Source organism: Pseudomonas sp. 5.2 (genome assembly GCF_059025405.1).
In genome coordinates, this window is sequence record NZ_JBYBHH010000023.1 from 50,211 (window position 1) to 70,219 (window position 20,009).

General features: G+C 63.3%; 19 protein-coding genes. 7 read left to right on the top strand and 12 right to left on the bottom strand.

Translation table 11 applies throughout. The features are described 5' to 3' along the window. The first annotated feature begins 134 nt into the window (after positions 1 to 134). From AC5PZ0_RS26245 to AC5PZ0_RS26260, 4 genes are read left to right on the top strand one after another with little or no spacing between them, the layout of a single operon-like run. Positions 135 to 1,175 (top strand): ABC transporter ATP-binding protein, encoded by a 1,041-nt coding sequence (locus AC5PZ0_RS26245; RefSeq protein ID WP_493856037.1) that lies wholly within the window; start codon positions 135 to 137, stop codon positions 1,173 to 1,175. 1 nt (position 1,176) lies between these two features. Further along, the gene (locus AC5PZ0_RS26250; protein WP_099428464.1) at positions 1,177 to 2,109 is read left to right on the top strand and encodes an ABC transporter permease; all 933 of its coding nucleotides are present in this window, start codon (positions 1,177 to 1,179) and stop codon (positions 2,107 to 2,109) included. Further along, complete coding sequence (locus tag AC5PZ0_RS26255; protein ID WP_493856038.1) at positions 2,099 to 2,905, top strand: ABC transporter permease; 807 nt, start codon at positions 2,099 to 2,101, stop codon at positions 2,903 to 2,905. Before AC5PZ0_RS26250 ends, AC5PZ0_RS26255 begins: the two co-directional genes overlap by 11 nt. A gap of 17 nt (positions 2,906 to 2,922) precedes the next feature. Continuing rightward, positions 2,923 to 4,347, top strand: coding sequence for a gamma-aminobutyraldehyde dehydrogenase (locus tag AC5PZ0_RS26260; RefSeq protein WP_493856039.1), 1,425 nt, complete (start codon positions 2,923 to 2,925; stop codon positions 4,345 to 4,347). Between the two features lie 298 nt (positions 4,348 to 4,645). On the opposite strand, the gene AC5PZ0_RS26265 is transcribed toward AC5PZ0_RS26260, so the two are convergent. The 3 genes from AC5PZ0_RS26265 to AC5PZ0_RS26275 form a co-directional block, all read right to left on the bottom strand. Further along, entirely contained in the window at positions 4,646 to 5,752 is a 1,107-nt protein-coding gene (locus tag AC5PZ0_RS26265; protein WP_493856040.1) for an NADH:flavin oxidoreductase/NADH oxidase, read from the bottom strand. Positions 5,753 to 6,241: 489 nt separating this feature from the next. Beyond that, entirely contained in the window at positions 6,242 to 7,951 is a 1,710-nt protein-coding gene (gene recJ / locus AC5PZ0_RS26270; RefSeq protein ID WP_252826912.1) for a single-stranded-DNA-specific exonuclease RecJ, read from the bottom strand. Positions 7,952 to 7,981: 30 nt separating this feature from the next. Beyond that, entirely contained in the window at positions 7,982 to 8,524 is a 543-nt protein-coding gene (locus tag AC5PZ0_RS26275) for a YaeQ family protein (protein ID WP_027595733.1), read from the bottom strand. A gap of 132 nt (positions 8,525 to 8,656) precedes the next feature. Between AC5PZ0_RS26275 and AC5PZ0_RS26280 the strand changes: the two genes are divergently transcribed. Both AC5PZ0_RS26280 and AC5PZ0_RS26285 read left to right on the top strand, forming a co-directional pair. After that, complete coding sequence (locus tag AC5PZ0_RS26280; RefSeq protein ID WP_493856041.1) at positions 8,657 to 9,856, top strand: CaiB/BaiF CoA transferase family protein; 1,200 nt, start codon at positions 8,657 to 8,659, stop codon at positions 9,854 to 9,856. 15 nt (positions 9,857 to 9,871) lie between these two features. Beyond that, positions 9,872 to 10,747: a TIGR02285 family protein gene (locus AC5PZ0_RS26285; RefSeq protein ID WP_493856042.1), complete on the top strand. Its 876-nt coding sequence runs from the start codon at positions 9,872 to 9,874 to the stop codon at positions 10,745 to 10,747. Between the two features lie 139 nt (positions 10,748 to 10,886). Here the strand turns inward: AC5PZ0_RS26285 and AC5PZ0_RS26290 are convergent, their stop codons facing one another. The 6 genes from AC5PZ0_RS26290 to xerD form a co-directional block, all read right to left on the bottom strand. Further along, positions 10,887 to 11,168, bottom strand: coding sequence for a DUF3509 domain-containing protein (locus AC5PZ0_RS26290; RefSeq protein WP_027595730.1), 282 nt, complete (start codon positions 11,166 to 11,168; stop codon positions 10,887 to 10,889). A gap of 79 nt (positions 11,169 to 11,247) precedes the next feature. Next, the gene (locus AC5PZ0_RS26295) at positions 11,248 to 11,664 is read right to left on the bottom strand and encodes a response regulator (protein ID WP_493856043.1); all 417 of its coding nucleotides are present in this window, start codon (positions 11,662 to 11,664) and stop codon (positions 11,248 to 11,250) included. Between the two features lie 130 nt (positions 11,665 to 11,794). Then, positions 11,795 to 13,204 (bottom strand): threonine synthase, encoded by a 1,410-nt coding sequence (gene thrC / locus AC5PZ0_RS26300; RefSeq protein WP_027595728.1) that lies wholly within the window; start codon positions 13,202 to 13,204, stop codon positions 11,795 to 11,797. Between the two features lie 58 nt (positions 13,205 to 13,262). Continuing rightward, positions 13,263 to 14,567 (bottom strand): homoserine dehydrogenase, encoded by a 1,305-nt coding sequence (locus AC5PZ0_RS26305; protein ID WP_085272718.1) that lies wholly within the window; start codon positions 14,565 to 14,567, stop codon positions 13,263 to 13,265. Positions 14,568 to 14,649: 82 nt separating this feature from the next. Next, entirely contained in the window at positions 14,650 to 15,411 is a 762-nt protein-coding gene (locus AC5PZ0_RS26310) for a thioredoxin fold domain-containing protein (RefSeq protein WP_027595726.1), read from the bottom strand. Between the two features lie 153 nt (positions 15,412 to 15,564). Then, the gene (gene xerD / locus AC5PZ0_RS26315) at positions 15,565 to 16,461 is read right to left on the bottom strand and encodes a site-specific tyrosine recombinase XerD (RefSeq protein WP_085272717.1); all 897 of its coding nucleotides are present in this window, start codon (positions 16,459 to 16,461) and stop codon (positions 15,565 to 15,567) included. 68 nt (positions 16,462 to 16,529) lie between these two features. Between xerD and AC5PZ0_RS26320 the strand changes: the two genes are divergently transcribed. Next, positions 16,530 to 18,356, top strand: coding sequence for a cation:proton antiporter (locus AC5PZ0_RS26320; RefSeq protein WP_493856044.1), 1,827 nt, complete (start codon positions 16,530 to 16,532; stop codon positions 18,354 to 18,356). 3 nt (positions 18,357 to 18,359) lie between these two features. Here the strand turns inward: AC5PZ0_RS26320 and AC5PZ0_RS26325 are convergent, their stop codons facing one another. The 3 genes from AC5PZ0_RS26325 to trmD form a co-directional block, all read right to left on the bottom strand. Continuing rightward, positions 18,360 to 18,767, bottom strand: coding sequence for an acyl-CoA thioesterase (locus tag AC5PZ0_RS26325; protein ID WP_027595723.1), 408 nt, complete (start codon positions 18,765 to 18,767; stop codon positions 18,360 to 18,362). 96 nt (positions 18,768 to 18,863) lie between these two features. Then, positions 18,864 to 19,214: a 50S ribosomal protein L19 gene (rplS, locus tag AC5PZ0_RS26330; RefSeq protein ID WP_027595722.1), complete on the bottom strand. Its 351-nt coding sequence runs from the start codon at positions 19,212 to 19,214 to the stop codon at positions 18,864 to 18,866. 42 nt (positions 19,215 to 19,256) lie between these two features. Further along, positions 19,257 to 20,009: a tRNA (guanosine(37)-N1)-methyltransferase TrmD gene (gene trmD / locus AC5PZ0_RS26335; RefSeq protein WP_008094486.1), complete on the bottom strand. Its 753-nt coding sequence runs from the start codon at positions 20,007 to 20,009 to the stop codon at positions 19,257 to 19,259.

Below are 20,009 nucleotides of genomic sequence, written 5' to 3' on the forward strand. Positions count from 1 at the left end.
GAATGAGCCTGCACCGGCCCCTTCGCGGGACGAGCCCGCTGCCACAAGGGCAGCGTCGCTATGGCCCCTGTGGGAGCGGGCTTGCCCCGCGAAAGGGCCGGTGCAGGCACTACAAGCACAGCTGAGTACCGCCCATGCCCCTAGCCGTCCAGTTCACCCACGTTTCACGCACCTTCGGCGAGGTCAAGGCCGTCGACCAGGTCAGCATCGACATCGAAGATGGCGAGTTCTTTTCCATGCTCGGCCCTTCCGGCTCGGGCAAGACCACCTGCCTGCGCCTGATCGCAGGCTTCGAACAACCCAACACTGGCTCGATCCGCATCCATGGCGTCGAAGCTGCAGGCGTGCCGCCCTACCAACGCGACGTCAACACCGTGTTCCAGGACTACGCACTGTTCCCGCACATGAACGTGCGCGACAACATCGCCTACGGCCTCAAGGTCAAAGGCGTGGCCAAGGCCGAGCGCCACGCCCGCGCTGAAGAGGCCTTGGCGATGGTGGCGCTGGCCGGTTACGGTGCGCGCAAACCGGCGCAGCTGTCCGGCGGCCAGCGCCAGCGCGTCGCCCTCGCCCGCGCCCTGGTCAACCGCCCACGGGTGCTGTTGCTCGACGAACCGCTGGGTGCACTGGACCTGAAGCTGCGCGAGCAAATGCAGGGCGAACTGAAAAAACTCCAGCGCCAGCTGGGGATCACCTTCATCTTCGTCACCCACGACCAGACCGAAGCGCTGTCGATGTCCGACCGGGTTGCGGTGTTCAACCGCGGGCGCATCGAACAGGTCGACACCCCGCGCAACCTGTACATGAAGCCGGCCACTACCTTCGTCGCCGAGTTCGTCGGCACCTCGAACGTGGTGCGCGGCGCGTTGGCCGAGCAGCTCAATGGCAGCCCCGCGCCGTTTTCCATCCGCCCCGAGCATATCCGCCTGGGCGAACAGGCCGCTGCCAGCCATGAAGTGCAAGTCAGTGGCCTGTTGCACGACGTGCAGTATCAAGGCAGCGCGACCCGCTTCGAGCTGCAGTTGGACAGCGGCCAGCTGCTGACAGTAAGCCAGGCCAACGACCGCTGGCAGGCACAGCCGTCAACCTGGCAGGCCGGCCAGCGGGTACTGGCGCGCTGGCCCCGTGAAGCGATGACGGCGCTGCAGGAAACCGTGCTCGACGAGGGCCGCTGAGATGAACGCCCCGCGCGCCAACCCAAGCCCGCTGCGCAGGTTCTCCAACCTGTTGTACCGGCGCCCCAATCTCTACCTGATGCTGCTGTTGATCCCGCCACTGACCTGGTTCGGGGCGATCTACCTGGGCTCGTTGCTGAACCTGCTGTGGCAGGGGTTCTATACCTTCGACGACTTCACCATGGCGGTGACCCCGGACCTGACCCTGGGCAATTTCGCGGCGCTGTTCAACCCATCGAACTTCGACATCATCCTGCGCACCTTGGGCATGGCAGTGGCAGTCTCGCTGGCCAGCGCGGTACTGGCCTTCCCGATCGCCTACTACATGGCGCGCTACACCAGCGGCAAGACCAAGGCATTTTTCTACATCGCGGTGATGATGCCGATGTGGGCCAGCTACATCGTCAAGACTTACGCCTGGACCTTGCTGCTGGCCAAGGGCGGCGTGGCCCAGTGGTTCGTTCAGGTGCTGCACCTGGACGGCCTGCTGCAGGCGGTGCTGACAGTGCCTGGCGTTGGCGGCAGTACCCTGTCGACCTCGCACCTGGGGCGCTTCATGGTGTTCGTGTACATCTGGCTGCCGTTCATGATCCTACCGATTCAGGCCTCGCTGGAGCGCCTGCCGCCGTCCTTGCTGCAAGCTTCGGCGGACCTGGGGGCCAGGCCCAGGCAAACCTTCTGGCAGGTGATTTTGCCGCTGTCGATCCCGGGCATTGCCGCGGGGTCGATCTTCACCTTCTCCCTGACCCTGGGCGACTTCATCGTGCCGCAGCTGATCGGCCCGCCCGGGTACTTCATCGGCAGCATGGTCTATGCCCAACAAGGGGCGATCGGCAACATGCCAATGGCCGCCGCGTTTACCTTGGTGCCTATCGTGCTGATCGCGGTCTACTTGTCCATCGTCAAGCGCCTGGGGGCATTCGATGCACTCTGAAAACGCATCAACCGGCTTGCGCCTGGCGGCCTGGGGCGGGTTGCTGTTCCTGCACTTCCCGATCCTGATCATCGTCCTCTACGCCTTCAACACCGAAGACGCCGCGTTCAGCTTCCCGCCCCAGGGCTTCACCCTGAAGTGGTTCAGCGTGGCCTTCGCTCGCCCGGATGTGCTCGAAGCCATCAAGCTGTCGCTGCAGGTTGCCTGCCTGGCCACGCTGATTGCTCTGGTGCTCGGCACCCTGGCCTCGGCGGCGCTGTACCGGCGCAGCTTTTTTGGCAAGGAGGGCATCTCGCTGATGCTGATTTTGCCGATTGCCCTGCCCGGCATCATCACCGGTATCGCCCTGCTCTCCGCATTCAAGAGCCTGGGCATCGAACCTGGCCTGTTCACCATCGTGGTCGGCCACGCGACCTTCTGCGTGGTGATCGTCTACAACAACGTCATCGCCCGCCTGCGGCGGACCTCGCAAAGCCTGATCGAAGCCTCGATGGACCTGGGCGCGGATGGCTGGCAGACCTTCCGCTTCATCATCCTGCCCAACCTCGGCTCGGCACTGCTGGCAGGTGGCATGCTGGCCTTCGCTTTGTCGTTCGACGAAATCATCGTGACCACCTTTACCGCAGGGCACGAACGCACGCTGCCGATCTGGTTGCTCAACCAGCTCAGCCGCCCGCGCGACGTGCCCGTGACCAATGTGGTCGCCATGCTGGTGATGCTGGTGACCATGCTGCCGATCCTCGGCGCCTATTACCTGACCCGCGGCGGCGAAAGCGTCGCGGGCAGTGGCAAATGACCCTGGAGGAGTCTTCCATGCAAACGCAGATGCTGATCAACGGTCACCTGGTCGCCGGCGAGGGGCCGGCCTGGACCGTGCTCAACCCCGCCTCGGGCAGCGCCCTGGCGCAAATCAACGAAGCCAGCGAAGCGCAGGTCGACAGCGCCGTGCGTGCCGCCGACCAGGCGTTCGAGGGCTGGTCACAAGCCAGCCCCAAGGACCGCTCCCTGGCATTGCTGGCGCTGGCCGACACCATCGAGCAGCATGGCGAGGAACTGGCCCGGCTCGAATCGCAGAACTGCGGCAAGCCCTTCAGTGCTGCGCTGAATGACGAAATCCCGGCGATTGCCGACGTGTTCCGCTTTTTCGCCGGGGCGGCGCGCTGCCTGGGCGGCTCGGCGGCCGGCGAATACTTGCCAGGGCACACCTCGATGATCCGCCGCGACCCACTGGGCGTGGTCGCCTCGATCGCGCCGTGGAACTACCCGCTGATGATGCTGGCCTGGAAAGTCGCGCCGGCCCTGGCAGCCGGCAACACCGTAGTGATCAAACCGTCCGAACTGACGCCGCTCACCGCACTGCGCCTGGGCGAGCTGGCGCAAGGGCTGCTGCCACCTGGCGTGCTCAACATCCTCTTCGGCCGTGGCCAAACCGTCGGCACGCCGCTGGTCACCCACCCGAAAGTGCGCATGGTGTCGCTGACCGGTTCGATCCCCACCGGCGCGCACATCATCAGCGCCACCGCCGACAGTGTGAAGCGCATGCACATGGAGCTGGGCGGCAAAGCACCGGTGCTGGTGTTCGACGATGCCGACATCGACGCCGCCATCGAGGGTATCCGCACGTTCGGCTTCTACAACGCCGGCCAGGACTGCACCGCGGCTTGCCGCCTGTATGTGCAGGACGGCATCTACGAGCAATTCGTGCAACGCCTGGGCGAAGCGGTGGCCAGCCTCAAGCCCGGCCTGCAGGACGCCGAGGACACGGAACTGGGGCCGCTGATCAGTGCCCAGCACCGCGACAAGGTCGCAGGTCTTGTGGAGCGGGCTATCGCCCAACCGCACATTCGCCTGGTGACCGGTGGCAAGGCGATTGAGGGCGACGGCTTCTTCTTCGAGCCAACCGTACTGGCTGATGCTCTGCAGGATGACGAGATCGTGCGCAACGAAGTATTTGGCCCGGTGGTCTCGGTGACCCGCTTCACTGACGAGACGCAGGCGCTGGCATGGGCCAACGATTCCAACTACGGCCTGGCGTCATCGGTGTGGACCCGCGACACCGGCCGCGCCCATCGCCTGGCGGCGCGCTTGCAGTACGGCTGCACCTGGGTGAACACCCACTTCATGCTGGTCAGCGAAATGCCCCATGGCGGGCAGAAGCATTCGGGGTATGGGAAGGATATGTCGGTGTATGGGCTGGAGGACTACACCTGTGTGCGGCATGTGATGATCAAGCATTGAGTTGGGGCTTGTCAGTGGATTTGTAGCGCCTTCGAGATCGAGCGCCGCCCGCGCGGCGCTTCGCAGCACAAGGCTGCTCCTACATCTGTTTCGGGCCAATTATCCCTGCGCCATGGGCGCGCGGCTCCTTGGCGCCCGCCTTGATATCGAGACGTACAAACAAGGTGGTCGCGCGCGCAGGCACAGGCGTGACTGGCCCGAAACAAATGAGCAGCCTTGTGCTGCGAAGCGCCGCGCGGGCGGCGCTCGATGTCAGCACCCCTCACACCCTAAGCCAGACACCCGCAAACCACTCAGTCTAATCCCGCAAATCCGACTCATGAATCGGGTTAGCCCGGCTGGTAGCCCGTTGATACTGCGCCGGCCAGGTGGCCTTGTTGCCGCCCAGGTCATCGTCGGCATGCAGCGGCCAGTAAGGGTCGCGCAGCAGTTCGCGGGCGAGGAAAATGACGTCGGCCTGGCCGGTACGCAGGATGTGCTCGGCCTGGGCCGGCTCGGTGATCATGCCCACGGTGCCGGTGGCGATTTCCGACTCTTTGCGCACGCGCTCGGCGAAGCGGGTCTGATAGCCGGGGCCGGTCGGGATCTCGGCGTTGACCGACGTGCCGCCGGATGAAACATCTATAAGGTCGACGCCTAGCGAGCGCAGGCGCCGTGCCAGCTCGACGGTTTCGTCAGGGTTCCAGCCGTCTTCGACCCAGTCGGTCGCTGAAACGCGAACGAACAGCGGCAGCTCCTGCGGCCAGACTTTGCGCACTGCCTCAGTTACCTGCAGGGTCAGGCGGATGCGGTTTTCGAAACAACTACCATATTCATCGCGGCGCTGGTTGCTCAGGGGCGAGAGGAACTGGTGCAGCAAATAGCCATGCGCCGCGTGGATTTCGACCACTTTGAAGCCTGCGTCCAATGCCCGTTCGGTCGCTTTGACGAACGCGGCTACAACTTCCTGGATCTCGTCCTTGCTTAACTCACGCGGTGCTGTGTGTTCAGGGTCGAAGGCAATTCTCGACGGCCCCACCGGCTGCCAACCACCGTCCTCGATTTTGACGCTGCCATGCTTGCCCAGCCATGGGCGATGGGTGCTGGCCTTGCGCCCGGCGTGGGCCAGCTGGATGCCCGGCACAGCACCCTGGGCGGTAATGAAGCGGGTAATGCGTTGCAGCGGCGCGATCTGGACGTCGTCCCACAGGCCGAGGTCTTCGGCGGTAATGCGGCCATCGGCGGTAACCGCCACGGCTTCAGTGATCACCAGCCCAGCGCCACCGACGGCGCGGCTACCCAAATGGACAAGATGCCAGTCGTTGGCCAAGCCATCGACAGCGGAATACTGGCACATCGGCGAGACCGCGATGCGGTTGGGCAACGTCAGCTTACGCAGGGTGTAAGGCTCGAGCAGCAGGCTCATGAGGGCACCTCCCAAGGACTCCAATGGTGATCCGGCCCGGACACTCAATTGCACGTCCCTGGCCCAGGTCCGGTCATAACTTCAGACTAGACCAGAATGGGTGGGGGGGAGGTTCCATGGGATTTGGGGTGGGATGCTGGGTGTTTGGTTTGATGAGGCAAGGCCTCCAGGTGTACGCCGACAGGTTTGCAGCGCCTATGAGATCGAGCGCCGCCCGCGCGGCGCTTCGCAGCACAAGGCTGCTCCCACATCTGTTTCGGGCCAATTATTCCTGTGCCATAGGCGCGCGCACCCTAGGTGCATGGCTGGAGATTGATTAAAAACAGCGATGCCCCTTCGATATCGACGGGGCAGACAAGGCGAATAGAGGTGACCTCACAGAAGTGACTGGCCCGAAACAAATGGAGCAGCCTTGTGCTGCGAAGCGCCGCGCGGGCGGCGCTCGATATCCGCCGCACCACAACACCCAAGCCAATCACCTTGAAACCGTCAGCGCGGCTCCATGTGGGCAATCATCAACTGCACGCTCTCATTACCGCGAAACTCGTTCACATCCAGCTTGTACGCCAGCTCCACCCAACGCACGGTAGGGTTCGGCCACACCTCGCGGTCGACGCCGAAGGCAATGCCATCAAGCCTCACCGACCCACATTCGCTCTTGAGCACCACTTTCAGGTGCCGCTCGCCGACCACTCGCTGCTCGACCAGCTGGAACACACCATGGAACAACGGCTCTGGGAAGTGCTGCCCCCATGGCCCGGCGTGGCGCAGGGCCTTGGCCAGGTCGAGGTGAAACTCTTCCACGGCCAGGCTGCCATCCGACAGAAGCCGGCCGGTGAGGTCTTCTTCGCGCAGCTGGCGCCGCACTTCCTGGTCAAACGCCTCGGCGAACGCGGGGAAGTTGCCTTCAGGCAACGACAACCCGGCGGCCATGGCGTGCCCGCCGAATTTGCTGATCAGCTGCGGATGGCGCGCCGCCACCGCATCCAGCGCATCGCGGATGTGAAAACCCGGCACCGAACGTGCCGAGCCCTTGAGCATGCCGTCGCCGGCATCGGCAAAGGCGATGGTCGGCCGGTGATAACGTTCCTTCAAGCGTGAGGCAAGGATCCCGATCACGCCCTGGTGCCAGTCGGCGTCGAACAGGCACAAGCCGTACGGCATCGATTCGACGGGCAGGTCCTTGAGCTGGGCCAGCGCCTCGCGCTGCATGCCCTGCTCGATAGACTTGCGGTCCTGGTTGAGGTCGTCCAGCTGCTGGGCCATTTCCTGGGCCAGGGCGGCGTCTTCGCACAGCAGGCATTCGATGCCCAGGCTCATGTCGTCCAAGCGCCCAGCCGCGTTCAAGCGCGGGCCCAGAATGAAGCCCAGGTCGGTGGAGGTGATGCGCCGGTGATCACGGCGGGCCACCTCAAGAATCGCCTTGAGGCCCGGCCGAGCGCGGCCGGCACGAATGCGTTCGAGGCCCTGGTGCACCAGGATGCGGTTGTTGGCGTCCAGCGGCACCACGTCGGCGACGCTGCCCAGCGCCACCAGGTCGAGCAGCTCGCCGATGTTCGGCTGTGCTTGCGTGTCGTAGCGCCCCAGGCTGCGCAGGCGTGCGCGCAAGGCCATGAGCACATAGAAGATCACCCCGACCCCGGCCAGCGACTTGCTCGGGAAGTCACAGCCCGGCTGGTTCGGGTTGATGATCGCATCGGCGTCGGGCAATTGTTCACCCGGCAAGTGGTGGTCGGTGACCAGCACCTTGAGCCCCGCCGCCTTGGCTGCCGCCACGCCATCGACACTGGAGATGCCGTTGTCGACGGTGATCAGCAACTGCGGCTGGCGCTGCAGTGCAACGTCGACGATCTCCGGCGTCAGGCCATAGCCGAATTCGAAACGGTTGGGCACCAGGTAATCGACGTGGGCCGCACCCAGCAAACGCAGGCCCAACACGCCAACGGTGCTGGCAGTGGCACCGTCGGCGTCGAAGTCGCCGACGATAAGAATACGCTGGCGCTGGTCGAGGGCTTCGACCAGCAGGTCTACCCCCGCCTCGATACCTTTGAGTTGCTGGTACGGCAACAGCCGCGCCAGGCTTTTGTCCAGTTCGGCCTCGGTCTGCACGCCGCGGGCGGCATACAGACGGGTCAACAAGGGTGGCAGGTTACCCAGCAAGGGCAAGGTCGACGGCAGGGGGCGAGGTTCGATACGCATGGGGTCTTCGGCAATCAGGAAAGGGTCAGGTCAGCCACGCTCACCGAGCAGCCACTCCAGCTGCACTTCGTGCTGGCCACGGTCATCGGTGACGAACACCGTGCCTTCGCTGATCATCACGTCCCACTTGATGCTGCGCGGCATGTCGGTGGCCAGGGTTTCCAGCACCTCCTGCGGCACTGCAGCGATGTTCAGGTTCTTCAGGCCCTTGACCGCAGGCACCACCTTGGTCTCCCACACGCGCAGGCTACCGTAGGCCAGCAGGCTGGTGCGCTCGGTGCGACGGGAGCACCAGGTCAGGCGGTCGGCATCCGGTTGGCCGACTTCGATCCAGTGCAGGACGCGATCGTCCAGGCTCTTTTCCCACAACGCCGGTTCGTCGACATCCGACAGACCACGACCAAACGACAATTGCTCGTTGTACCAGAGTGCGTAGGCCAACAGACGAACGGCCATACGCTCTTCGGTTTCCGAAGGGTGACGGGCAATGGTCTGCTTGACGCTTTGGTAGACGTTGCGATCAAGGTCAGTCAGATTCAGTTCGAATTTGTAGGTAGTGGACGGCTGGGCCATGGTCGACGGGCTTCTTGCGCAAAGAAAAGTCACACAGTCTAACCGATCCTGCCCCTCGTTGCGCCGCGGCAGTATCTGCCGCTTCGGAGCTATGATAAAACCACGGCTCTGCCCAGTTGCCACGGATGCCCCATGTCTACGCCCAGCAAACCCCTCGCCGGCCTGAAAGTCATCGAACTCGGGACCCTGATCGCTGGCCCGTTCGCGTCGCGCATCTGTGCCGAGTTCGGTGCCGAGGTGATCAAGGTCGAGTCCCCCGACGGCGGCGACCCGCTGCGCAAATGGCGCAAGATGTACGAAGGCACGTCGCTGTGGTGGTTCGTGCAGGCACGCAACAAACAGTCACTGACCCTCAACCTCAAGCACCCGGACGGCCGCGAGATCCTCAAGCGCCTGCTGGCCGAGGCCGATATCCTGATCGAGAACTTCCGCCCCGGCGTGCTGGAAAAGCTCGGCCTGGGCTGGGATGTGCTGCACGCGCTCAACCCGCGCTTGGTCATGGTACGCCTGTCGGGTTTCGGCCAGACCGGGCCGATGAAAGACCAGCCAGGTTTTGGCGCGGTGGGCGAGTCCATGGGCGGCCTGCGCTACATCACCGGCTTCGACGACCGCCCGCCCGTGCGCACCGGCATCTCCATCGGTGATTCGATTGCCGCGCTATGGGGGGTGATCGGGGCCTTGATGGCGTTGCGGCACCGCGAGGTCAACGGCGGCCAGGGCCAAGTGGTGGACGTGGCGCTGTACGAGGCGATCTTTGCCATGATGGAAAGCATGGTCCCGGAATTCGACGTCTTCGGTTTCATCCGCGAACGCACCGGCAATATCATGCCCGGCATCACGCCCTCCTCCATCCACACCAGTGCCGATGGCAAGCATGTGCAGATCGGCGCCAATGGCGATGCGATCTTCAAACGTTTCATGCAGGCCATAGGCCGCGCCGACCTGGCCGATGACCCGTCACTGGCCACCAACGATGGCCGCGACCTGCGCCGTGACGAGCTCTATGGGGTGATCGACCGCTGGGCCAACAGCCAGCCGCTGGAGCAGCTCATGTTGGTGCTCACCACCGCCGAAGTACCTGCAAGCCGCATCTATTCTGCCGAGGACATGTTCAACGACCCGCAATACCTGGCGCGGGAAATGTTCCTGCAGGCGCGCCTGCCAGACGGCAAACCCTTCAAGATGCCAGGCATCGTACCGAAGCTTTCGGAAACCCCCGGCTCCACCGAGTGGGTCGGCCCTGCGCTGGGCGAACACACCGAAGTACTGCTCAGCGCCCTGGGCTACGACGCGGCCGCCATCGCCGGCCTGCGCGAAGCAGGCGCGGTCTGACGCCTGCCGCCGCCGATGCGAGCTGCCCACTGGTTACGCACCCTGCTTTTGCTGTGCGCGCTGCTGCCTGCACTGGCCGTGCCGCACGCGGCGGCCAAGGAGCGCTTGTTGTGGCTGGTTCGCGACCTGCCGCCCTTCACCATTTTTGAAGGGACAGAGAAAGGCCAAGGGGTCATTGACCGCCTGCTGCCACTGCTGATCGAGCAGATGCCCGAATACGATCACAGTATCGTCCGGGTAAACCGTGCCCGCGGTATCCAGATGCTTCAGGACCCGAACACTTTTACCTGCGACCCGACCTTGCTGTGGACGCCGGAGCGTGCCGAGTACGTGCACTTTTCCATACCGTCGCTGGGGGTGTTAAGCGGGGGGCTGGTGGTGCGCAAGGCAGGTGAGGCACTGCTGGCGCCGTTTCTCACCGACAACGAGGTCGACCTGCCCGGGCTGATGAGCCACACCCCGTTGAAGCTCGGCATCGTCGCCGAACGCAGCTATGGCACGCAGATCGACGAGATCCTGCGCCAATTGCCAGACTCGGCACTCAGCCGCCACTACGGCAACGATGCCACCGCCAACCAGTTGCAGATGCAACAACTGGGGCGCCTGCACATGGTGATGGGGTATTGGCCAGAAGTGCGTTACCTGATCCAGCAGCAAGGCGGGTCACTGGGTGACTACCAGTTTCATCCGGTTCGGGGCGTGAACCGCTATCAGTTTCTGCATGTGGGTTGCTCAGACTCGGCACTGGGTCGCGAGGCCGTTGCGCATATCGACCAGCTATTGCCCACGCTACGCCAAGAGACCTTGCCAGGGCTATATGCCCGGTGGCTGGACCCTGAGTTGCAGGCAACCTACCTGGAACAGAGCAAGCAGTTTTTCAAACAACCCTAGTACTGCAGACAAAAGAAACCCCGGAACGCTGGGGAGGACGCCCGGGGCTAATTGAAAGTCCCTTGGGACTTCCCGTGACAGCCTGCCAGCACCGGAGCAATGCGCTGGCTAGCTGCCCTTACTGTGTCTGATAAGCAATTCAGGCAAAGGTTCCCGGCATTTGCTGTCGCTGTTGCAAGGCAGCAATCACACAGGGCTGCAAGCGGCCTTCGGCAATCTGCAGGTCACGGTGCAAACCATCCACCAGGTCAATGAGCAGGCGCTGTTCCTGCAACTGGCGCAGGCTCACCGTGCGCTGCAGGGTAATGCCTTCAAGGCTGTCAAAGACGGTCAATTGACGGTTGCCACTGGCATCGGCAACGCCCAGGTGCGTCTGGTAGGGGGTCAGGGCTTCGTTCAGCAGTCTGCAGATTCTTTCCATCCGGATCACTCGCTGCGTGGTGGGCTATGGAGAAACTGACCAACAAGCGCAGCACAAAGTTCGAAACGCCGCGGCTGTTTCAGTGAGCATGCGGGGCGTAGGTGACAGTTTGAATACGCCCGCCCAGGCACTGAAGCGCACGCTGCAGATTGGCCATGGACAGTGGCCACGGCAGCTCGGCGACGACCCACAGCCCCCGTCGCTTCGCCTCCAGGGCCAGGTTTTGCTGTTCGGGTGTGGCTTGGCCGACGAACAACAAGGCGCGCAAGGCGTGGCTACCCGCCAGTTTTTTCAACAGCGCAAGCCCTGCCCTTTTGGGCATGGCGTGATCGAGGATCAGCAAGTCAGGGCAACGCTCAGCGCTCAGGCACGCGTGCAGGTCGGCGGCTTCTTCAGTGATGCGCACATTGAAGATGCCTTGGGCATTGAATGCCTGGTGCAGGAGGATTTGATGGGAAGGGCGTGCCTGGTGAATCAGCACATAAGGCCTGGACATGAGCCACTCCTGGAGAAAGGACTGGCAAATCTAGGCAACATCCCAAGAGGGTTAAATAGGAAAGATCCGAAAGATCAGATGGAAAACTCGACAATCAAGGGCCGCTAAGCGGCCCTTGATATCACCGCACTTAAAGTGGCTTGCCGCGGTTACCATGCTGGCTGACAAAGCCCTGAACGGCCTTCAGGTCATTGGCCAGCACCGTGCAGCGCTCTTCGCGGCTGAACAGGTCAGCCAGGTGTGCTGGCAATTCCAGCGCCTTGCCAACACCTGCCTTCTCCACGGCTTCCGGGAACTTGACCGGATGCGCGGTACCCAGCACCACCATCGGCGTGTCCAGGCTGCGACGGCACTCGCGGGCGGCCTTGACGCCGATCGCGGTATGCGGGTCGAGCACTTCGCCGGTGCTGGCGAACACTTCGGCGATGGTCTCGCAGGTCTGCTCGTCACTGACGGCCAGCGAGTCGAACAGTTTGCGCGCTTCGGTCCAGCGGTCTTCGTCAACGCTGAAACCGCCACCCTGCTTGAAGTTGTCCATCAACGCGGCAATGGCTGCACCGTTACGGCCGTGCAGGTCGAAGAGCAGGCGCTCGAAGTTGGACGACACCATGATGTCCATCGACGGCGACAGGGTCGCGTGCAGGGTGTCCTTGACGTACTGGTTGCCGCTCATGAAGCGGTGCAGGATGTCGTTACGGTTGGTGGCGACCACCAGCTGGCTGATCGGCAGGCCCATGTTGCGTGCCAGGTAACCGGCGAAGATGTCGCCGAAGTTGCCGGTGGGCACCGAGAACGCCACCGAGCGGGCTGGGCCGCCCAACTGCAGGGCTGCGTGGAAGTAGTAGACGATCTGGGCCATGATCCGCGCCCAGTTGATCGAGTTGACGGCCACCAGGCGGGTACCCTTGAGGAACGACTGGTCGGCGAAGCTGGCCTTGACCATCTCCTGGCAGTCGTCGAAGTTGCCTTCGATGGCGATGTTGTGGATGTTGTCGCCGAAGATGGTGGTCATCTGCCGACGCTGTACTTCCGACACGCGCTGGTGCGGGTGCAGGATGAAGATGTCGACGTTGTCGCAGCGGCGGCAACCTTCGATGGCCGCGGAGCCGGTGTCACCGCTGGTGGCACCGACGATCACCACGCGCTCGCCACGCTTGACCAGCACGTGGTCAAGCAGGCGGCCGAGCAGCTGCAGGGCAAAGTCCTTGAAGGCCAGGGTCGGGCCGTGGAACAGCTCCATCACCCACTCGTTGCTGTTCAACTGGCGCAGCGGCGCCACGGCGGCGTGGGCGAACGCGCCGTAGGTTTCCTCGAGGATCTTCTTGAAGTCGGCGTCGGCGATGCTACCGGCGACGAACGGGCGCATCACGCGGAAGGCCAGTTCGTGATACGGCAGGCCAGCCCAGGAAGCGATCTCTTCCTGGGTGAAGCGCGGCAGGTTTTCAGGGACGTACAGGCCGCCGTCGCTGGCCAGGCCAGCCAGCAGGACATCTTCGAAATTCAGGGCCGGTGCCTGGCCACGGGTGCTGATATAGCGCATGGTGCAAACCTTCGAGACTGAGGCCGGGGCCGCGTGCGCAGCCCAACGGCATGATTCGTTAATTGAGCTGTTCGACGCGGATGCGCACGACCTTGCCGACCACATCCTGCAGGGCTTCCAGGGCGACAATGGCGTCGTTGATGCCCTGCTCGACCACGCGATGGGTCAGCAGGATCATCGGTACCAGGCCGTCCTGTTCCTCGGCTTCCTTCTGCATGATCGACTCGATGTTGATGCCACGCTCCGAGAGGATGCTGGCCACCTGGGCCAGCACACCGGGGTGATCCTTGGCCTGGATGCGCAGGTAGTAGGCGCTTTCACAGGCTTCGATCGGCAGAATCGGGTGCGCCGACAGCGAGTCTGGCTGGAAGGCCAGGTGCGGCACGCGGTTTTCCGGGTCGGAGGTCATTGCGCGAACCACGTCGACCAGGTCGGCGACGACCGACGAAGCGGTCGGTTCCATACCGGCACCTGCGCCGTAGTACAGGGTCGAACCGGCGGCGTCGCCGTTGACCATGACCGCATTCATCACGCCGTTGACGTTGGCGATCAGGCGATCGCTCGGGATCAATGTCGGGTGCACGCGCAGCTCGATGCCTTCAGCCGTGCGACGTGCCACGCCCAGGTGCTTGATGCGGTAGCCCAGGGCCTCGGCGTAGTTCACGTCAGCGGTGGTCAGCTGGGTGATGCCTTCGGTGTAGGCCTTGTCGAACTGCAGCGGGATGCCAAAGGCGATGGACGCCAGGATGGTCAGCTTGTGGGCCGCATCGATGCCCTCGACGTCGAAGGTCGGGTCCGCTTCGGCATAACCCAGGGCCTGGGCTTCGGCCAGCACGTCCGGGAAGGCACGGCCTTTTTCGCGCATTTCGGTAAGGATGAAGTTACCGGTGCCGTTGATGATGCCGGCCAGCCAGTTGATACGGTTGGCCGACAGGCCTTCACGGATCGCCTTGATCACCGGGATGCCACCGGCAACCGCCGCTTCGAAGGCGACGATAACGCCCTTCTCGCGGGCCTTGGCAAAGATTTCGTTGCCATGCACGGCGATCAGCGCCTTGTTCGCGGTGACCACGTGCTTGCCGTTTTCGATGGCTTTTAGCACCAGGTCGCGGGCGATGGTGTAACCACCGATCAGCTCGATGACGATGTCGATTTCCGGGTTGGTCGCAACGTCGAACACATCAGCGGTAATGGGGGTACCGGTAATCTGGCAGTTCGGGTTCTGCGAGCGCATGGCAATCTGTGCCACTTCAATACCGCGCCCGGCACGGCGGGCAATCTCCTCGGCGTTGCGCTGAAGTACATTGAAGGTTCCGCCACCGACGGTCCCCAACCCACAGATGCCTACTTTGACCGGTTTCACTGTGAACTCCCCATTGAACGGCCGGCACCTGCGCCGACCGTGAAACATGCCGTCACCCCATGACGACGGCGTACTGTATTGATTACTTGGCTGCTTGCTGCTGGCCGGCCAGGGCCAACTTGGCCACTTGCGGTGCCGGCTGGTAGCCCGGGATCACCTGGCCGCTTTCAAGGACGATCGCCGGCGTGCCGTTGACGCCGATCGACTGGCCCAGCTGGAACTGCTTGCTGACCGGGTTGGCGCACTTGGCGGCCTTGATTTCCTTACCCTCGACCATCTTGTCCAGCGCCGCACGGCGGTCGCTGGAGCACCAGACTGCCTGCAACTGCTGATCACCTGGCGAACCGAGGCCCTGGCGCGGGAAGGCGACATAGCGCACTTCGATACCGCGGCGGTTGAGCTCCGGCACTTCGGCGTGCAGCTTGTGGCAGTACGGGCAGGTGGTGTCGGTGAACACGGTGATGTGCGACTTGGTCTCGCCCTTGGCAGGATAAACCACCATCTCGGCGGCTGGAATGCCGTTGATGAGCTTGGCAACGCCTTGGCGCTCGGTCTTCTCGGTCAGGTTGACCGGCTTGCCGTCCTGGATCTGGTACAGGTAGCCCTGCATGACGAACTGGCCGTCAGCACTGGCGTACAGCACGCGGCCGCCCTGCAGCTTGACTTCATACAGGCCATTGAGCGGGCTGCTGGCGACGCTTTCTACCGGGACTTCCAGTTCGAGGTTCTGCAACGACTTGCGAATGGCCTGCTCGGCACCGGCATTGCTGTCGGTTGCCGCGGCAACGGCAAAGGTACTGGCCAGCGCCAACGCGGCGGCGGCGAAAATTTGGGTCACGCGCATGGGAACTCCTGAAGGCGGACAGGGGCCGGAGGGCGTCGCCTGCGGAAAAAACGCGGCGACCGTGCGGCCCTTGGTGCAAACCGCCCAAGCCTACCACAACACGCTAGCCGTGAAGGGGTCTGCGAGTACCGGTCGGCGGAACATGAAAATCATTCATCCACGCGGGTGATGCTGGGCGTGCAGTTGCTGCAGACGGGCTTTGGCCACGTGGGTGTAGATCTGCGTGGTCGACAGGTCGCTGTGGCCCAGCAGCATTTGTACCACGCGCAGGTCGGCGCCGTGGTTGAGCAGGTGGGTCGCGAAGGCATGGCGCAGGGTATGCGGCGACAGCGATTTGTCGATCCCGGCGACCTGTGCCTGGTGCTTGATACGGTGCCAGAAGGTCTGACGGGTCATCTGCTCGCCGCGCAGGCTGGGGAACAGCACATCGCTCGGGCGCCCATTCAGCAGCTCGGGGCGGCCATTGCGCAGGTAGCGTTCCAGCCATACCACCGCCTCTTCCCCCATCGGCACCAGGCGCTCCTTGCTGCCCTTGCCCATCACCCGCAACACGCCCTGGCGCAGGTTGACCTGATCGAGCGTCAGGCTGACCAGTTCGGTCACGCGCAGGCCACAGGCATAAAGGACTTCGAGCATGGCGCGGTCGCGCTGGCCGATGGCTTCGCCGAGGTCCGGCGCCTGCAGCAGTGCCTCGACGTCGGCTTCTGACAAGGATTTGGGCAACGGCCGGCCCAGCTGTGGCATTTCGACCTGCAACGTGGGGTCGACAGCGATCAGCTTTTCCCGCAGCAAGTAACGAAAGAAGCCACGCAGCCCAGAGAGAAAGCGTGCTGTAGAACGTGGCTTGTAGGCTTGGTCGAGGCGCCAGGCCAGGTGATCGAGGATCAGCTCACGCCCCGCGTCGGGCAAGGCCACGCCCTGCTCCTGCAGCCAGCCATTGAACAGCGCCAGGTCGCTGCGGTACGAAACCCGGGTGTTGTCGGACAAGCCTTTTTCCAGCCACAAGGCATCGAGAAACTGGTCAATCAGGGGGTGGTCGAGGGCGGGCATGAAAACTCGGTGGCAAACGACGAAATGACGCTTAGTCTTTCATAACAACGCCGGCATAGGGAGCCCGCATGAACGAACAGCAGATCCTGCTCAGCGTCGCGGGCATCGGCGGCGCCGCCCTGGCCTGCCAGTGGCTGGCGTGGCGCCTGAAATTGCCGGCAATCCTCTTCCTGCTGCTGGCCGGCATCACCGCCGGCCCGCTGCTCGGCTGGCTCGACCCCCAGGCGCTGTTCGGCCCACTGCTGATGCCCTTGGTGTCGCTGGCCGTGGCACTGATCCTGTTCGAGGGCAGCCTGACGTTGCACTTGTCGCAGTGGCGCGACATCGGCAGCGTGGTCCACCGCCTGGTCACAATCGGCGCCCTGTCGACCTGGCTGGTGATCGCCCTGGCGACCCACTGGCTGCTGGGGTTCGACTGGCCGCTGGCGATCCTGTTCGGCACCTTGACCCTGGTCACTGGGCCGACGGTGATCGTGCCCATGCTGCGCGTGGTGCGGCCGAAGGCGGCGATCGCCAACATCCTGCGCTGGGAAGGCATCGTCATCGACCCGATTGGCGCCCTGCTCGCCGTGGTGGTGTACAGCTTCATCATCGCCAGTGCCAATGGCAATGGCCTGAGCCAGAGCCTGGCCACCTTTGCCGGGGTGATCTTCTGTGGCAGCGCACTGGGCGCGGCCGGCGGCTGGTTGTTGGGGCAGGTCATGCGTGAGCAGTGGCTGCCAGAGTACCTGCACAACCTGGCTGCACTGGCGGCAGTGCTGGGCATTTTCATTGCTGCCAACCAGATCGTTCACGAATCCGGGCTGCTGGCCGTGACGGTGATGGGCATGTGGCTGGCCAACATGCGCGGGGTGGATGTGCGGCAAATCCTGCACTTCAAGGAAAACCTCAGCGTGCTGCTGATCTCCGGCTTGTTCATCCTGCTGGCCGCACGCCTCGACCTGCATGCCCTGATCGGCCTGGGCCCGGCGGTGCTGGCGCTGTTGCTGGTGATCCAGCTGCTGGCACGGCCGCTGAACGTCTTTCTGTCCACCCTGGGCTCGGGGCTGAACTGGCGTGAACGGGCCTTGCTGGCCTGGATCGCACCGCGCGGTATCGTTGCCGCGGCAGTCTCGGCGATCTTCGCCATCCGCCTGCATGAAGCCGGCCATCAGGGTGCACTGCTGCTGGTGCCGCTGACCTTTGCCGTGATCATCGGCACCGTTGTGCTGCAAAGCGCCACGGCCAGGCCCCTGGCGCGCCTGCTCAAGGTGGCCGAGCCTGCCCCCAGCGGCTTTCTCATCGTTGGCGCCAACGGGCCCGCGCGCACCCTCGGCAAAGCACTGCAGCAACTGGGCTGCCGGGTACTGCTGACTGACTCGAGCTGGGAAAACATCCGCGCCGCGCGCATGGACGGGCTGCCGACCTACTTTGGCAACCCGGCCTCGCAGCATGCCGATGCACACCTGGACCTGGTCGGCCTCGGCCATCTGCTGGGGCTGTCCCCTGCAGGTGAGATCAACGCCTTGGCCTGCGCACGTTTTCGCCACGATTTCGGCCATGGCCGCCTGTTCGTGCTGGCCAGCGGCCTGGAAAAACAGCGCAGCGACAAGCACCGCGCCAGTGAGGAACACCGCGGCCATTTGCTCGGTTCAAGCCCGATGACCTACCAGCAACTGGCCAATCGCTTGCACCACGGCGCCGAGCTGTACAGCACCACCCTGACCGAGGGTTTCGACTGGGACAACTACCAGGCACTGCATGGCGAGCGTGCGCACCTGCTGTTCGCCCGTGACAGCCACGGCTGGGTGCATGTGTCGAGCCCTGACAACCCGCTCACCCCGCAACCTGGCTGGACCTTGGTGGCGCTGGTCGAACCGGCGCCGGTCGCGGGCACGGCCACCACACCAGGGTGAACCTCAGGCTGCTGGCAGCACCGGCACCGGGCGCTTGTCTTCGTCGATGGCGACAAAGCTGAACACGCCATGGATTGCCCGTTCACGGCCATCCAGGTACATGTTCTCGACGAACACATCCACCTGCACCTGCAGGCTGGTGTTGCCCACTTTGATCACCGTGCCGACCAGCTCGACGATCGAGCCCGCCGGGATCGGGTGCTTGAAGTCGATACGGTCGGTCGACACCGTTACCAGCGGCAAACGGCAAAAGCGCGTGGCCGCGATGAACGACACTTCATCCATCCAGGCCAGCGCAGTGCCGCCGAACAGGGTGTTGTGGTGGTTGGTGGTGTTGGGGAACACCGCCTTGGTCACGCGGGTCACCGACAGTTCGGTGCGGCGTTGGATTTCCTGGTCTCGGGTTGTCATGTCGGGTCACATCGCTTGGGGTTCAAAACGCAAAAAAGCAGCCCGAAGGCTGCTTTTTTTCTCGCAAGGCGGCCTGGGCCACCGGTCAAACTGCACTCAGGACAGTTTTTCCTTGATGCGAGCGGCTTTGCCGGACAGGTCGCGCAGGTAGTACAGCTTGGCTTTACGCACGTCACCACGACGTTTCACGGCCAGGCTGTCGATCTGCGGGCTGTAGGTCTGGAAGGTACGCTCTACGCCAACGCCGCTGGAGATTTTGCGCACGGTGAAGGCGCTGTTCAGACCGCGGTTACGCTTGGCGATAACGACGCCTTCGAACGCCTGCAGACGGGAACGCTCACCTTCCTTCACTTTAACCTGGACGATAATGGTGTCGCCCGGTGCGAAGGTTGGGATTTCCTTGCTCATCTGCTCGGCTTCGAGCTGCTGGATGATCTTGTTGGTCATGCTGTGCTCCTAAGATGGATACGTGATCCACCATCGATACGTTTAACTATCGTCCCGCTCGCGGAGGTATTCCTCGAGCAGCTTCTTCTCTTCTCCAGAAAGCGAGCGACTTTCCAGAAGATCGGCGCGTCGTTCGAAGGTCCTACCAAGGGACTGCTTCATCCTCCAACGCCGGATATGTGCATGGTTGCCACTTAGCAACACGTCGGGAACACGCTGATCCGCATACACCTCAGGTCGGGTGTAGTGCGGGCAATCGAGCAGACCGTCGGTGAAAGAGTCTTCCTCCGCCGAGTCCACATGCCCTAAAGCTCCGGGCAGCAGCCGCGTAACCGCATCGATCAGTACCATGGCCGGCAGCTCGCCACCGGAAAGCACATAGTCGCCAATCGACCACTCCTCATCGACATGAGCCTCAATAAAGCGCTCGTCGATGCCTTCATAACGACCGGCGATCAGGATCAACGATTCCTGTTCGGCCAGGCCTTTGACCGCTTGCTGAGTCAGCTTGCGGCCTTGCGGCGAAAGGTAGATCACCTTTGCCGATGCTCCGGTCGCTTGCCTGGCGCTAACCAGGGCGTCTTCCAGAGGCTTGATTTTCATCACCATGCCCGGACCACCGCCAAACGGCCGATCATCCACGGTATGGTGGCGATCTGTGGTGTAGTCCCGCGGGTTCCAGCACGTTACCTGAAGCAACCCCTGTTTTACCGCGCGGCTGGTAATGCCGTACTCCGTGATGGCCGAGAACATCTCGGGGAACAACGTGATGACGTCTACGCGAAGGTTACCCAT